This is a genomic window from Pseudomonadota bacterium (assembly GCA_013285465.1).
Lineage (GTDB): Bacteria > Pseudomonadota > Alphaproteobacteria > Micavibrionales > CSBR16-224 > CSBR16-224.
The window spans coordinates 2,574,023-2,589,310 of the sequence record CP053449.1 but is presented as its reverse complement, the minus strand read 5'-3'; the positions used below and the strand labels follow the sequence as shown (position 1 = coordinate 2,589,310).

At 51.8% G+C, this 15,288-nt stretch carries 15 protein-coding genes; 5 read left to right on the top strand and 10 right to left on the bottom strand.

All coding sequences use genetic code 11. The features are described 5' to 3' along the window. Window positions 1-109: 109 nt before the first annotated feature. Complete coding sequence (gene mfd / locus HND56_12440; GenBank protein QKK06439.1) at window positions 110-3,652, top strand: transcription-repair coupling factor; 3,543 nt, start codon at window positions 110-112, stop codon at window positions 3,650-3,652. A gap of 53 nt (window positions 3,653-3,705) precedes the next feature. On the opposite strand, the gene trxA is transcribed toward mfd, so the two are convergent. Then, window positions 3,706-4,569 (bottom strand): thioredoxin, encoded by an 864-nt coding sequence (trxA, locus tag HND56_12435; GenBank protein QKK06438.1) that lies wholly within the window; start codon window positions 4,567-4,569, stop codon window positions 3,706-3,708. A gap of 128 nt (window positions 4,570-4,697) precedes the next feature. Between trxA and HND56_12430 the strand changes: the two genes are divergently transcribed. Then, window positions 4,698-4,880, top strand: coding sequence for a hypothetical protein (locus HND56_12430; GenBank protein QKK04160.1), 183 nt, complete (start codon window positions 4,698-4,700; stop codon window positions 4,878-4,880). 2 nt (window positions 4,881-4,882) lie between these two features. After that, entirely contained in the window at window positions 4,883-6,130 is a 1,248-nt protein-coding gene (locus HND56_12425) for a dicarboxylate/amino acid:cation symporter (protein ID QKK06437.1), read from the top strand. 2 nt (window positions 6,131-6,132) lie between these two features. Here the strand turns inward: HND56_12425 and HND56_12420 are convergent, their stop codons facing one another. Further along, the gene (locus tag HND56_12420; GenBank protein ID QKK06436.1) at window positions 6,133-6,336 is read right to left on the bottom strand and encodes a DUF465 domain-containing protein; all 204 of its coding nucleotides are present in this window, start codon (window positions 6,334-6,336) and stop codon (window positions 6,133-6,135) included. Window positions 6,337-6,438: 102 nt separating this feature from the next. On the opposite strand from HND56_12420, the gene HND56_12415 reads away from it, so the two are divergent. Continuing rightward, the gene (locus tag HND56_12415) at window positions 6,439-7,527 is read left to right on the top strand and encodes an ATP-dependent 6-phosphofructokinase (GenBank protein ID QKK06435.1); all 1,089 of its coding nucleotides are present in this window, start codon (window positions 6,439-6,441) and stop codon (window positions 7,525-7,527) included. A 14-nt stretch (window positions 7,528-7,541) separates the two neighbouring features. Then, window positions 7,542-8,078 carry a DUF962 domain-containing protein gene (locus HND56_12410; GenBank protein ID QKK06434.1) on the top strand — a complete coding sequence of 179 codons (537 nt, stop codon included), beginning with the start codon at window positions 7,542-7,544 and terminating at the stop codon, window positions 8,076-8,078. Here HND56_12410 and HND56_12405 read toward each other — a convergent pair. The 8 genes from HND56_12405 to HND56_12370 all read right to left on the bottom strand — a co-directional run bounded on the left by HND56_12405 (window position 8,075) and on the right by HND56_12370 (window position 15,276). Further along, complete coding sequence (locus tag HND56_12405; GenBank protein ID QKK06433.1) at window positions 8,075-8,617, bottom strand: DUF3035 domain-containing protein; 543 nt, start codon at window positions 8,615-8,617, stop codon at window positions 8,075-8,077. The two genes, HND56_12410 and HND56_12405, sit on opposite strands and share 4 nt — an antisense overlap. 21 nt (window positions 8,618-8,638) lie before the next feature. Then, window positions 8,639-9,223 (bottom strand): signal peptidase II, encoded by a 585-nt coding sequence (gene lspA / locus HND56_12400; GenBank protein ID QKK06432.1) that lies wholly within the window; start codon window positions 9,221-9,223, stop codon window positions 8,639-8,641. Next, window positions 9,220-10,146: a riboflavin biosynthesis protein RibF gene (locus tag HND56_12395; GenBank protein ID QKK06431.1), complete on the bottom strand. Its 927-nt coding sequence runs from the start codon at window positions 10,144-10,146 to the stop codon at window positions 9,220-9,222. The genes lspA and HND56_12395 overlap by 4 nt, the downstream gene beginning before the upstream one ends. 53 nt (window positions 10,147-10,199) lie before the next feature. Further along, window positions 10,200-10,721, bottom strand: a complete 522-nt coding sequence (locus tag HND56_12390) for a hypothetical protein (GenBank protein ID QKK04159.1) — start codon at window positions 10,719-10,721, stop codon at window positions 10,200-10,202. A gap of 64 nt (window positions 10,722-10,785) precedes the next feature. Continuing rightward, window positions 10,786-12,462, bottom strand: a complete 1,677-nt coding sequence (locus tag HND56_12385) for a thiamine pyrophosphate-binding protein (GenBank protein ID QKK06654.1) — start codon at window positions 12,460-12,462, stop codon at window positions 10,786-10,788. A gap of 100 nt (window positions 12,463-12,562) precedes the next feature. Further along, on the bottom strand, window positions 12,563-13,633 hold the full coding sequence (locus tag HND56_12380) for a hypothetical protein (GenBank protein ID QKK06430.1): 1,071 nt from the start codon (window positions 13,631-13,633) through the stop codon (window positions 12,563-12,565). Between the two features lie 23 nt (window positions 13,634-13,656). Beyond that, window positions 13,657-13,989, bottom strand: coding sequence for a hypothetical protein (locus tag HND56_12375; protein ID QKK06429.1), 333 nt, complete (start codon window positions 13,987-13,989; stop codon window positions 13,657-13,659). 36 nt (window positions 13,990-14,025) lie between these two features. Further along, window positions 14,026-15,276: a Glu/Leu/Phe/Val dehydrogenase gene (locus HND56_12370; GenBank protein QKK06428.1), complete on the bottom strand. Its 1,251-nt coding sequence runs from the start codon at window positions 15,274-15,276 to the stop codon at window positions 14,026-14,028. Between the last annotated feature and the right edge of the window lie 12 nt (window positions 15,277-15,288).

Genomic DNA, 15,288 nt, shown 5'->3' with positions numbered 1-15,288 from the left:
TCCGCCCCGTGCGGAACTGTGATAGAAGAGACCGCTGGGACGATCCGGCGGTTTCTTTCATTTTAACATCCCGTATGGACGGAATTTGGAACAGACAGGCAGAAGAGTGATGAAGCCCGAACTGACGCAGCGGGAAAATCTTGAAAATATCCCCGCTTACCGCGATTTCCGGAAACATTACGGTGTGGTTGCCGGTGCGGAAGCGCTTGTTCTGAAGGCCTTGGCTGCAGATACGTCCCATCCGCCGCTCTATATCGCAGCGGATGAGGAAGAAATGCGCCGCGTGGAAATGATGCTCGGCTTTCTGGGCGTAGAGGCTGACATTATCTGTTTTCCGGCCTGGGATTGCCTGCCTTATGACCGGGTTTCGCCGACAAGCGGCATATCCGGCGCACGGCTTGAGGCTTTGTCTTATCTGCTGCACCGGAAAAAAGACCGTCCTGTTATTATTCTAACGACGGTGAATGCCGTCGTGCAGAAGGTTCTGCCGCGCAGCGTTTTGAAAGAAACGGCTTTTGATATCAAAAAAAGCGGTTTTCTGGATATGGAGGCGTTGACGACCTATCTTGCCGCGAATGGCTATCACCGCGTCGAGACAGTACGCGAGGCCGGAGAATACGCCGTGCGCGGCAGTATTTTTGATATTTTTCCGGCAAATGAAGAGACGCCGCTGCGTATTGATCTGTTCGGCGAAGAAATTGAATCTTTAAAATATTTTGACCCGTTGAGCCAGCGCAGTACGGGGGAGGCTGCGGGATTTTCGCTGCAGCCGGTGTCGGAAATTTTCCTCAATGAAAAGACAATCAAACGCTTTCGCGGCGCTTACCGTGAATTATTCGGGGCGGTCACACAAAAAGAAGAAGACCCTGTTTATAACGCCGTCAGCGAAGGACGGAAAACCGCAGGGCTGGAACATTGGCTGCCGCTGTTTTATGAAGAAATGGAGGTCTTGCCGGACTATGTGCCGGAAGCGGTGCTGGTTTTCGGAGAAAATGCCGAGGCGGCACGGCAGAGCCGGCTTGAACAGATTTATGATTTTTACGAAGCACGGCGCGAAAATATGGCGGAAAGCAGTTTTTCCGCGCCTTATAAGCCGATACCCGCTATGCGTCACTATATTGATCACAATCGCTGGGCGGAGATATTGACGGCGGCAGAGGCCGTGCATTTGTTATTGCCTTTTCCTGCGCCGGGTGAAGGTAAGACGGAAAAAACCGTTGCACGGCGCGGTCGTGATTTTTCGGATGTGCGCGTACAGGATGGCGCAAATGTGTATGATGCCTTAATCACACACATACGGGCATTACTGAAAGATGACCGGCGCGTTTTGATCGCAGGTTATAGCGAGGGTGCATGTAAAAGAATGCAGACGGTTCTGGAACAGCACGGTTTTGGCGCCGTGCTGCCGGTCGGGTCTTTTGACAGCCTGTCTGCGCTTAAGAAAAACATGGCCGGAACGGCGGTGCTGCCGTTGGAGCGCGGCTTTGAAGCCACTGATTTTACAGTCATAACCGAGCAGGATATTCTGGGAGACCGTTTGGTGCGCCCTGCGGGGCAAAAGAAAAAATCCCGCAAATTGCAGGATGTTCTGGAAGATTTATCGGTTCTAAATGACGGTGATTATGTTGTGCATGAAGAACACGGCATCGGTGTTTTCAGTGGGCTTGAAACACTCTCGGTCGGCCATGCCGCGCATGATTTTTTGAAAATACTGTACGCGGGCGGTGATAAGCTGTACGTGCCTGTTGAACATATTGAAGTTTTATCACGCTACGGCAGTGACAGTGTCTCGGTGGCGCTTGACCGGCTGGGCGGTGCGGGATGGCAAAGCCGTAAGGCCAAGATCAAGAAAGATCTGCTGGCAATGGCGGAAGAATTAATGAAAATTGCGGCGGCACGCATCCTGAACAAGACCGATTCCCTGCATGTTGCCGATGGTTTATATCAGGAATTTTCCGCAGGTTTCCCGTATCCTGAAACGGAAGATCAGGAAAATGCCATTAAGGATGTTATTGCGGATCTGGAGCAGGACCATGCCATGGACAGGCTGATCTGCGGCGATGTCGGTTTTGGCAAGACGGAGGTTGCGCTGCGCGGAGCCTTTGTTGCGGCAATGTCAGGTGTGCAGGTGGCCATTCTTGCCCCGACGACGCTTTTGTGTCGCCAGCATTATCAGGGATTTCATGAGCGTTTTCGCGGTTTCGGTCTGAAAATCGCGCAATTATCGCGGCTTGTTTCCGCCAAAGAGGCAAAACAGACGCGGGAAGGCTTAAAAGACGGCAGTATTAATATTGTGGTCGGCACACATGCGCTTTTAAGTGACAAGATTGATTTCGCGCATTTGGGATTGCTGGTTGTTGATGAAGAACAGCGTTTTGGTGTGAAGCAGAAGGAAAAACTGAAGAAACTGCGCTCGCAAGTGCATGTTTTAACCATGACGGCGACACCGATTCCGCGCACGATGCAGCTTTCAATGGCCGGTGTGCGGGATATGAGCCTGATTACCACGCCGCCGGTTGACCGTCTGGCGGTGCGGACTTATGTATCGGTATTTGACTCCGTCATTATCCGCGAGGCGCTGATGCGTGAACATCACCGCGGCGGGCAGTCTTTCTATGTTTGTCCGCGTGTGGCGGATATTTCCAAATTGGAGAAACAGTTGAAAGAGCTGGTGCCGGAGCTGAAATTTGTGACGGCGCATGGACAAATGGCGACGGAAGAGCTGGAAAACCGTGTTTCGGCCTTTTATGACGGCAAATATGATATTCTGCTGGCGACAACGATTATCGAATCCGGCCTTGATATTCCCAATGCCAATACGATGGTGATTCACCGCGCCGATATGTTCGGGCTGGCGCAGCTTTACCAGTTGCGCGGGCGGATTGGGCGGTCAAAACAGCGCGGCTATGCCTATCTGACTTATGATGCGCGAAAACCGCTGACCAAGACCGCCTTGCAGCGGCTGGAGGTGATCGAGCGGCTGGATACGCTGGGGGCGGGCTTTCAGCTGGCCAGCCATGATCTGGATATTCGCGGTGCGGGGAACTTGCTCGGCGAGGATCAGTCCGGCCATATCCGTGAAATCGGGGTCGAGCTTTACCAGAAAATGCTGGAAGAGGCTGTGGCGGAAATCCGCTTTAAAAACGCGGCGGGCAGCGCGGGAGAAGAGCAAACTGTGCGCCATGAATGGACGCCGCAGATCAATCTGGGCATTGCGGTGATGATTCCCGAACGCTATGTCGGTGATTTGCATTTGCGCCTGTCGCTGTATCGCCGCCTTGGCGGGCTGGAAACCGAGGAGGAGATTGACGGTTTTGCCGCGGAAATGATCGATCGCTTCGGCGACTTGCCGGGTGAGGTTGAAAATCTGCTGCAGACCGTGACCATCAAACATCTGTGCCGCCGTGCCGGTGTGGAAAAACTGGAGGCCGGACCGAAAGGCGCGACAGTGTCATTTTATAAAAACGAATTTGCCGCCGTTGAACGGCTGGTCGGCTATATCCAGCGGGCGGCGGGGACGGTTAAATTGCGTCCCGATCAGAGCCTTGCCTATATCCGCAGCTGGGATGATCCGGCGCTGCGCGTTCAGGGCAGTAAACGTATTTTGCAGGAACTGATTGCTCTACTGGAAGGGAAGCCCCAGCCGGAGTAAATAAAAAGGCCGGATTGCCCCGGCCTTTTTGTATTCCGTCTTTTGAGAAAAACTTAGCGTTTTCTGCCGCCGAAGAATTTCTTCATTTTCTCTTTTGCAGCTTGTGTCGCCATTTTGCCGACGGCTTTACCGGTTTCAACGGCGTCTTTGACGTCGTTTTTCAGTTTTTCCTGAACTTCCGGGTTTTTCAAACCGTCTGCGACATGGGACAATGTGTCTGCGGCATCATGCAGTTTTTCACGGGCATTGCCGATTGCGCCATCGAAAGAGTCTTTCAATTTTGCGGAAGGCGTGTTCGGAGAGGGCTTACCGCCATCCAGATCAGCATCATTGCCTGCATCATTGGCCGGGCCGTTTTTTTTCGCGGCAATCGCTTCCAGAACGGCAATCGGGTCGCCGCCGGTGTTTTGGATATCGTCTTGTGTCAATGTACCGGTCATCATTGCGGTCTTGAACAGCGTATCCAGCGCTTCGCCTTTATCTGCGGCATCTTCGTCCGTGACAAGGCCAAGTTCCAGCGCTTTATCAAAGATGGTGTTGACGATTTTTTTGCCGGTTTCTTCCATTTGGCGGGCGATTTCGGCGGGGTCTTTCGTCAGCGCATCATCAATGAATGCGTTCAGGTCGCTTTTCGGCAATGCGCCGGCAACACCGGAAACAGCTGTGCCTTCTTTGAAAACAACCAGTGTCGGCATGGAGCGGACACCGTATTTTGCAGCGATTTCGGGATCGGCATCAACGTCAATTTTAACGACTTTAATTTCGTCAGCGCGTTCACCGGCGATTTCATCAATGGTCGGTGCCAAAGATTTGCACGGGCCGCACCAATCGGCGTAAAAATCGACCAGAACGGGTTTGTCTGATTTGAGAACCTCTGTCTCAAAATTGTCTTTTGTAACTTTCAGGACGGATGACATAGTTGAAAATCCTTTCATTTTCGTAATTTTTTACCTAGCCTCAAGGGGGATTCGTAACATGCGCGAATATGAAGTGTCAAGGTTATCCGTAAAATAAAGCGGGGAAAAACGGCTTATGCCGCACCATATTGGCAGAGCCGGCGGAAAAACTGATGCGGCGCGGTCTGACGCTGCTATATCAGGAGACATATCCCCATGCTGGCGGCGAAGAGAGTTATGCGGTATATTTTGAAGACCCTGACCGTATCAAGGTGGAAATCGTTGCGCCGGAAAAAGGCGGCGTTGCAAAAAATCAGGAAGGACCGAGCTGAAAATGGCGCTTTGGAAAAAAATGCTGACAGGTATTCTGACGGGGCTGTTGGCAGGATATGCGATGTCGGCGCACGGGCTGGGGCTGCTAAGTGCCGCGCAGCTGGAAGCCGTTCTTCCCTGGATATCCCTGCCGGGCAATATCTTTATGGCGCTGATCAGCATGATTGTTGTGCCGCTGGTTGTCAGTTCCGTCACTTTGGCGGTGGTTTCGGGGCGCGATGTCGAACATTTGCGCAATACCGGTATCGGGGTCGGTTTGTATTTTGTCGCAACAACGATTTTTGCCGTTATTGTCGGGGTGAGTATCGCCACAATCGTACAGCCGGGACGTTATGTGCCGCAAGAGCTGTTGGTGGATGCGGGCACGAAAGCGGCGCAGCTGGGTGATTTGCCGATTGTGCAAAACCGCCCGCCTTTGCCGCAAATGCTGATGTCGATCTTTCCCGTTAATCCGGTGAAGGCGCTGTTTGACAAAGCCATGCTGCAAATCGTGATCGGTTCCGTGCTTTTGGGCGTTGCTTTACTGTCTATCGGGCAGGCGCGCGCCGCGCCGCTGGTGTCTTTCATGGAATCCCTGCAGGCGGTTTCGATGAAATTTGTCGATTGGGCGATGATGATTGCGCCTTATGCGGTTTTTTCGTTCTTATGCGGGCTGACGGCACAGCTGGGCATGGATACGCTGAAAGCAATGTCGGTTTATATGGGCTGCGTGCTGGCGGGGCTTTTAAGTTTGCTGGCTTTTTACCTGACATTGGTGGCGGTGATCGGACGGCGCAGTCCATGGCTGTTTTTAAAACATATCCGAGATGCGCAAATTCTGGCCTTTTCCTCGTCAAGCTCGGCGGCGACGATGCCGATTACGCTGCGCGTGGCGGAAGATAATTTGAAGCTGCGCCCCGAAATTTCCGACTTCGTCATTCCGTTGGGAACAACCATCAATATGGACGGGACGGCGATTTACCAGATGATTGCGGCGCTGTTTCTGGCGCAGGTCTTCGGGATTGATCTGACATTAACCCAAACTTGCGTTCTGGCGGTGACAATTGTCGGTGCTTCGGTCGGTTCACCCGGCACGCCGGGAGTCGGGCTGGTGATTTTATCGACGATTCTGCACAATATCGGCGTAACGGCGGAGGGGATTGCGATGATTCTGGCGGTAGACCGTATTCTGGATATGTGCCGGACGACGATTAATGTCACGGGCGATTTAACCGCCAGTGTCGTGATGAACAGGCTGATTAAGCCGTAATCTTAAGCAATAATATCGGGAAGCAGCAGCGATTCGAGTTTCGAAATCTGGTCTTTCAGCGCCAGTTTGCGCTTTTTCAGACGCTGGATACGCAGGAAATCCACCGGCGGCGTATCGATAAGTTGTTCGATTACGACATCAAGATCCCGGTGCTCCATCTTCAGCTGTTCCAGCATCTCGTGGATTTCTTCTTCATCATCCAGCATTGTAAAAATTCAGTCCTGATAAAACTCTTGTTAAACCTATGCGGTAATACTAATAATAATACCAGCAATTCGTAAAGAAAACAAATAAGGAAATAGGGGTCTATGGCACAGAAAAAGCGTATTGGTATTCTGACGAGTGGTGGCGACTGCGCCGGATTGAACGCGGTTCTGCGGGCGGTTGTGCATGCGGGAACGCTGGCGGGTTATGAAATTATCGGCATTGAAGACGGTACGGCGGGGCTTTTGGAGACGCCGCACCGTTACCAGATTTTAACGCCGCAGATGATGGATACGACCATTATGCGGCTTGGCGGCACAATTCTGGGAACGACAAACCGCGGAAACCCGTTTAATTTTCCGATGCCTGACGGCAGTTTTAAAGACCGTTCCAAAGAAATTACCGATGGAATCAAATCCCTCGGGCTGGAAGCGGTGATCGGTATCGGCGGTGACGGCAGTCTGGCTATTTTGCGCCGTCTGGCACAGGAAGGCGGATTTAACCTGATCGGTATTCCGAAAACCATTGATAACGATCTGGGCCGCACCGAGCTTTCCGTCGGTTTTGAAACCGCCGTCTGGACGGCGACCGAAGCGCTTGACCGTTTGCAGCCGACAGCGGCCAGCCATGACCGTGTGATGATTCTGGAAGTTATGGGACGTGATGCGGGGCATATTGCCATCCAGTCCGGTATTGCCGGCGGTGCGGATATTATCCTGATTCCTGAAATCCAGTATGACCTGGATGTTATTGCGAAGAAAATTATCTCCATCCGTGAAGATCAGGGCCGCAACTTTGCGCTGGTGATCGTTTCGGAAGCTGTGAAAACCGCGACCGGCAGTATGGTGCAGATGGAACATGCCGATGGCGAGAAACGCTATGGCGGTATCGGCCATTATTTTGCAGACAAGATTTCCAAGAAAACAGGTTTTGAAACCCGTGTGACCATTTTGGGCCATGTCCAGCGCGGTTGCTCGCCGATTCCGGCAGACCGCCTGATTGCTTCGGCATTCGGTGTGCGTGCGGTGGAGCTGGTAAAAGCGGGGAAATTCGATTGCATGGTGGCATGGTCGAACCGTGACGTCATTGAAGTGCCGATTGTCGAGGCAATCGAATCCTATCAGGCTGTGGAAACTGACGGGCTGCTCGTGAAAACGGCGCGGGCGCTGGGTATCTGCCTTGGTGATTCATAAGAAACAGGGCTGATGTGACGGAAAACCAGGAAAAAAGCGTCAAGGCGCCGGGACGGCATTTCGGCAATTACGGGGAATTCTGGGATTTTTATCTGCAGGAACACAGCCGTAAAACCACCCGCGCCTTTCATATTGCCGGAACGGCGCTGGGGCTGGCAACGCTGGCTGTTGCGGCTGTGACGCAAATCTGGGCGCTGCCTTTGGTCGGTCTTGGTCTGGCTTATGGCGCGGCATGGACATCACATGCGCTGGTTGAACGCAACCGTCCCGCAACATTCGCGCATCCGCTTTGGTCTTTTATCAGCGATTTCCGTATGGCCGGATTGTGGTGTACGGGAAAATTACAAGGTGAAATTGACCGTGCCTGCGGATTAAAACAGTTCCATCCCGGCGAGACGGCGGTGCAATCCGTCAAATCTTCCTTAAATGATTTTAAAAAGACGCTGGCATCTTCGCTAAAGACTGTTTTCACGGGAAAAGCGGCGGATATAAAAGAGGAGCCGTCGCAGGCTCCTGAAAAATCATCGCCGAAAACGCATTTGAAACCTTAAAACAGACCGTTCTTTTTGTGGATGGTCGGAACCTCGCCCTCATGCGGCGGCAGGCCTTCTTCTTGGTTCTTTTTCAGCCTTTCGGCCTCGGCTTTTGCATCAACCAAAACCGGTTCTTCCTTATCTTTCTTCCAGAACAGAATGCGCTCGGTCAGGTTTTTCTCTTCATTGTAAAAGACGATGTAGCCGGCTTCCCGGTCGAGAACGCTGCGAATTTCAGGATTGGCGTAATAGGCACCGGCTTTTTCCAGCAGAGCTGTTTCCGGCGGCAGGCTCTCTTTGGTGCTTTCAAGGCCGAAAACGGCCTCTGCCGCCTGTTCGGGGCGGCGGTCACTGATAACCTCGGTATGCGGTTTGTTCGGATCGGGCGGCAACAGGTTATATTCCGGCGGCAGGCTGAGCGGCGCGCGTTTAACAACAGCGAATTCATCCGGCGAGTTACGCCCGATACCCAGCTCTTGCTTGACCTGTGAACAGCCGGAAACAAAAGGCAGAATGCCGAGTGCAAAAATAACAGATGCCAGAATTTTCTTGTTCATTTTGGGCAAAATCCGCCTTTTTCAAACATCCACGGTTAAGTAGGATTTTTTCTGTTCAAACAATACGGCCCAGGCAATACCGATGGCACCGATGGTGATACATATATCAGCAAAGTTGAAAACAGGGAAGTGAAAATCCCCGATATGGAACTCGATAAAGTCGGCAACGGCACGGAAACGGATGCGGTCAATCGCATTGCCGATGGCACCGCCGACGATCATGCTAGTGGAGACGACCGTCAGGAAACGCTCCGCCATAGCCAGCCAGACCAGAAAACCCATGGAAATCGCAACGGAAATTCCTGTGAAAACATAAGCCATAATCGGCTCATTCGTGTCCAGAAAACCAAAGCTGACGCCCTGATTCCAGACCATGTTCAAATTCAGTATGGGCAGCAGTTCCTTGGTCAGGAAAGGTTCGCGTTCATCATAGAAATATTCCAGATGTTTCGGTGTCATAAACCATTCTGTAAAGGGCAGCAGGTCGCGCTGTTCTTCTATGCGCAGAACCGTTTCGATCATCACCCATTTCATATACTGGTCAATGAAAATGATGCTGAAAATAAAAATCAGTCCGTATAGGAAGAAAAATTTGGAATTCGTCATAGGCTTTCCCGTTTGTTTCCCTGCTGCATCAACCATTCCGCAGTTGCGGCGGAAAGGCCCTCTGTTTGTGTCTCGTCTTCGGGGTGCAGGGCAAGAGTGGCACCTGCGGGGATGGGCGTTGTGTAAAAACGCGCATCAAAGAAAATTCTAACCAAATCAGGCGTATTGTGCAAAATAAAAACCTTCTGGATTGTATTTGCCGCAGGATTACCCCCTGTGATACGGGCAAAACCTGTATAACCGCCCGGTTTTGGCGGTAAAACTGCGGAGTTTGCGGCTTTGGCGGAGAGGCAGGTCAGACCGGAATCGTCCCTTTCGCTGTCCAAGACCGTCACGGGATAGTGCCAGTTCCATCCCAGCAGCGCATTCGCACCGGAGATATCGCCTGCGCGGATGCAGTCGCGGACACGGCTGGAGGAGAAAACGCCGGCCTTATCATCTGTGACAAGGCGCAGGGTTTGCAGCTCGAAACCGTAGGCTTCACCGGCCTGTTTCAGGATATCAATATCACCCAGACGGTTTTTGCCGAAGCGGAAATCTTCACCGACAATCACTGTACCGCAACCGACAGTGCCGACCAGCAGGCTGCGGATAAAATCCAGCGCCGACATTTCCGCCAGTGCCGCGTCAAACTGAACGCTGTAAAGACAATCAATACCTTTTTCTTCCAGCAAACCGGCTTTGGTATCGTCATCCGTGAGCAGAAAGGGCGCGGCATCGGGCTGAAAAAACAGGCGCGGATGCGGTGAAAAGCTCATAACGGCGGCCGGAGCGGCTTTTTCAGTGGCCAGTTCTTTGGCGCGGGACAGTAAGGCGGTATGGCCTTTATGAACGCCGTCAAGATTGCCGATAGCCAGCACAGCACCGGGGCTGCGGAAATTTTCTTGCCCGATATCGGCATTTGTAATGAAAAAACGCTGCATAACGCGGTAAAACAAGCCCTGCATAAGTTAATTTGTATTGATGTTACAGGGTTTTATACTCTGTTATGAGGGGTTTGTGAATAGTGCTGTGCAAGAAAAGCAGTCTCGCCGGAAATATGTGACGGGACGGCGGTTTTTCTATGGCTTGTGGCGGAGGCCAGCAGTGTTTCCGGCAGATCCTTGCCTGTGGCATCTGCGACGGCACCGTTTACGATCCCTGACGCCAGCCCCAGCGGGCCGCCGAACAGAAATCCGCCGATGGCGCGGGCGGCGGGTTTAATTTCGTCACCTGTGATACTGCGGTAAATGCTGCTGACAATCGGAATGTGCTGCAAGGGGTTGACGATATCGAGAAGATCGAAAAACGACCATCCTTCTCCCGTAATTGTTTCATTCATATGGGTCATACCCGCCGTGCGGTCGTCAAAATTGCGGGTTTTCGCGGATGTGGAGGCGGCAGTTTTTTCCGTGTCATTTTTGGGTGTAGCAGGCTGCGGCGGAAAATTTTTCCCGAAAACGGGCATATATCCCGCTGTTCTGCCATTAGCGAACGGATTAACTGATGAAATTGCCATTTTAGGCGCACTCCTTTCTTTTCAGGAAAGGAATGTTGCAAGAACCGTGCCAGATAGGCTGTTTTTAAAGCGTGCTGAGTTTCTTACCGGGCAGAATCTGTTCCGCGGAAATATTGCATTCGATGATGCTGGGTTTCTTGCGGTCTGCCAAAGCGGCCTCCAGCGCGGCATCGAACTCCTTGTTGCCATGCACGGCAAAACCGTTTGCGCCAAAGCTTTCCGCCCATGCGGCAAAATCAGGGTTCAAGAGTTCGGTGGCGCTGATACGGCCGGGATAGCGTTTTTCCTGATGGGTGCGGATCGTGCCGAAAATGCCGTTATCAAAAACCAGCATAATCGGGGCGGCTTTTTGCTGGACGGCGCTGGCCAGCTCCTGCCCGTTCATCATAATGCCGCCGTCACCCGCCATACCGATGATGATCCGGTCGGGATGTGCCAAAGCCGCGGCAAGGGCTGCCGGAAAACCGTATCCCATCGCGCCGCTGGTCGGTGCCAGCAAGCGCCCGGGCCTGCCATAGGGCAGGTAACGCTGCGCCCAGCAACTGAAATTTCCGGCATCTGTGGTAAAAATCACATCTTTTGGCAGGCGTTTTTGCAAAGCGGCGAAAATGTAATCCATATCCAGCGGGTATTTATCGGTGTCTTTGATTGTTGACCAGTCCAGATATGTTGCGCGCGCCTGTTCCGTGTGTTTTTTCCATGCGGTATTTGGTTTTGGCAGTGTGTCTTTCCATGCTGCGCAGAAGGCTTCCGTTGCGGCGGCAATTCCCAATGCGGGGGTGTAAACCTTACCGAGTTCTGCGCCGGATGCGTGGATATGTACAAGTGTTTGTTGCGGAGTCGGCGCTTGCAGCAGCGTATAGCCTTGTGTAACGATTTCCGATAGTCGTGTGCCGATGGCCAGCACGAAATCGGCTTGTTTGACATGGGCGATAAGGGCGGGGTTCGCGCCTGTGCCAAGCTCACCGATAAAACTGTCATGACTTGTCGGAAAGGCATCCTGACGGCGGAAACCTGTGGTCACGGACAGGCCGAGTTGTGCGGCGATTTCGGAAAAGTCTTCGACAGCCCGATCCGTCCAGCCGCTGCCGCCGATCAGAGCGACGGGATTTTCCGCTTTTGTGATCAGCGTGTTTAATTTGGCGAGGTCATCCGCCGCGGGCGGATTGCCGGAAAGCGGCATCGGCGCGACATCAGCGGCGAAAACCTGTTCGCAAAGCATATCCTCCGGCAATGCCAGCACGACAGGGCCGGGGCGGCCTTCCATCGCAATGCGGAAGGCGCGGGCGATCATCTCAGGGATGCGGTCGGCGCTGTCAATCTGTTCCGCCCATTTTGTCACCGGCGGTGCGAAAAAACGGCGGTAATCAATTTCCTGAAAAGCTTCGCGCCCGATCTGGTCGCGGGCAACCTGCCCGACAAGTAAAATCATCGGCGTGGAATCCTGCATCGCCGTATGCACGCCGATGGAGGCATTACAAGCGCCGGGGCCGCGCGTCACAAGGCAGATACCGGGTGTGCGCGTCAGTTTGCCATGTGCCTCGGCCATAAAAGCTGCGCCGCCTTCCTGACGGCAGGTGACAAGTTTGATCTCCGGCGTGTCGTGGAAGGCATCCAGCACATCGAGATAGCTTTCTCCCGCCACGCAAAAAGCTGTTGTGACGCCGTGATTTTTCAAAGCATCGACAAGAATGCGTCCGCCGGAGCGTGTCTGGATATCGGGAGCGGGAACGGGCTGCATGGCTGTGTGACCTTTCGTTTTAGGTTCTGTCATTTACGGAGAACATTATAGGAAAGAGTGAGACTGACTGCAATCAGCGTAAATGACGCTGTGCGTACTATTATTCTACGTTGTTATCCTCCGTTTTAGGGGGTTTCTTGTTAAAGTAACAACCCCACTCATTATCTGGATTATCGCAAGGTTCTGGTGTGGTTTTTTTTGCAATCAGTTCCTTTAAATATTTTTCAGTTTCTGGGTAGTTTTTAAAACTCTCTAGATCACTTTCTGTGTATTTTTCAATTTTTAACATCTGTGCAATAGGGTTTGTGCCATATTTCTCTAAATCCGTATTTTTGGGAAAAGTATTCAAAACTTTCCTTTTATAGCGCAGTTGATATACGCATTTCCATGCGGGAGGGTTTGATATAAGCGCACAGCCAATGATGAATTTCGGGAAGCGTGGCCTAGCTACGTATTGGGCTGCGGTAAATATACCAATAGGTTTCTCATCTAGGTAAAAGCTGTATTCTATTTTTTGCAGCTTTTGCGGAGATTTATTACTTTCTTTGGAAATTCCTTCTATTCTTATAGTTAGGTGCTGTTTTGTTGGAGATTCAGGTATCTCTAATTTGCAGAGATTCGTGAAATTCTTATAAGCGAATAATGCCTTTTCCTTCCATGATACGGTGCTGGTAACGTGACTGTGTTCTTTTATTCCCCGCGACTGCACACATAAATCTCCGGTAATAATTCTATATGCGGTGTAGCCTTCAGGGCGGTTGCTATTGGCTTCGTATGATACAGGCACTTTATAGTGTTGAACAAAGTCGCGGGCGTGATATTGCGGAAAAATGAGCGCATATTTATCCGGATTATAGGTGATGATTTTTACCGGATTCTGGGATTGCAGTTCTCGTTCGATCTCTTTTATATGAAGGCCGTCTACAGCAAAAAACACGTAATAGACGGCGTAAGGAAAAAGGGGAATAACCAGTAAAAATCTCGGAAATTTTTGTCTGATTAAAATATCTGTGATAATAGCTAAAGCAATGAGGTGTGGAAAAAAGCCGGTCCAGATAGGAGCGCCGACCATCATAAGAAACACACCCGTTAACGGGAAATATTGCAGCCCAACGAACAATAAAAATATGAGTGTTGTCCAGAAGGTAAAAGTCGTTCGCAGTTTCGGCATTTTAGCGAACCTTTTTTGGAAAATCACCGTTTCGGGCCGCGGCGTGGCAGGTAGATTTTCTGGTTTTCCATGACCATGCGCACGGTTTTCAGTTTTTCGATTTTTTCCGCCGCTTCCGGCGTTGTTTCAACGATGACCATGCCAAGATTGGGGGCGAGTTGTTGAATTGTGACGTCTTTCTCCAGCCCGCTGTCTTTTAATTCCTGTTTAAACAGCGGCAGCACGTTATTGGTCTGTTTTTTGAAGATCGCGCTCAGTTCGGCGCGGGTCTTGCCTTTCGGGTCAACGGGATCGCGGTTTAAGGCGATGATAAAGACTTTTTTGTTGCTGTTGTTTTCAGGTTTTTTATCAGGCATTCATCTTCTTTCGGTTCGGGTTAAATTGACGTATTTTTATGCGGCGGCGGTGTTATCACAGGCTTCTTTTCCGTTGCAGGCAAAAATGCTTTGCAGTGCCAGATACATTCCCGCCTGCACGGGGGACACATCCAGATCGCGGACAAGTTTCATCAGGCGCTGGACGTTTTCGGCGATTTTGATTTTTGTCAGGGTTTTGGCCTCGTTAACCTTGGTGCGTTTTTCTTCATTTTCCGCAGGGCTGACGGGAGAGGTCATCTCGACATAGGCTGCGATGATACCGCCGGGATTGGCGATAAAATCGGGAATAACAATCACATTTTTATCGTGCAGCAGTTTGTGTGCTTCTGCTGTGCAGGGGCCGTTCGCGCCTTCGACAAGATAGGAAGCAATGATTTTTGCGGCATTGTCTTTTGTGACGACATCCTGCACGGCGCAGGGGAAAAGAATATCGACATCTTGATATAATACGGAGGTTGTATCCTCCGGAAGATGTTCATAATCGCTGTCTTGCAGCAGTTTATGTGCGATATCAATCGCGCCGCGCCCCAGCGCATCCAGTAAAGCGGCGGGAGCGCCGTCTTCGTCGAAAATCCATGTACCGCCCAAACGCGGATCGGCGACAGCCTTTAGAACACCGCCAAATTCGCTGAAATAACGGATGACTGCGCCGCCCATTGCCCCTGCACCTTGTACGGCGAATGCCGCGCCTTTCGCGTTTTTGTTATCGGCCTCCAAAGCGGCTTTTGCCGCGACGGCAACGCCCAGGCCGGCAATGCCTTCGCGGTCGTAATCCGTGCCGCCCATTTCAACGGGTTTTCCTGTAAAACAGCGTAATGAGCCGAGTTCATCGCAAATCCAGTGCGGATGTACGGGGCGTGCGCCGATATCAAAACCGAAACCGCCGAAAACGCCGCCGTTTTCAAACAGCAGCGGTTTACACAGCTGTGCAAAGCGGCGGTATTTTTTTTCAAAATCTCCGGCATTGGGGTCGGCCTTTAAACCTGACTTCGATCCTCCCAGCGGCAGACCTGCGGCGGCGTTCTTCAGCGCCATGCGGCGTGCCAGCATTTTGACCTCGTCCAATGTAACTTCGGGCGTGATCCGTGTGCCGCCTTTGCCGCAGAATTCCAGCGGCCCGCCGGCGCAGATACCGGTATTCCAGACAACGATATAGCCCTCAACCCCCGCCGCAGGATCGCGCAAAGTGGTTTCAAGCTCGGGCTCCATTTTTTCGAAACGGGTTTCCAGCTTTTTTAATGCGGCGTAAAACTCTTCCTTGTTCATAGCGGGGATTCC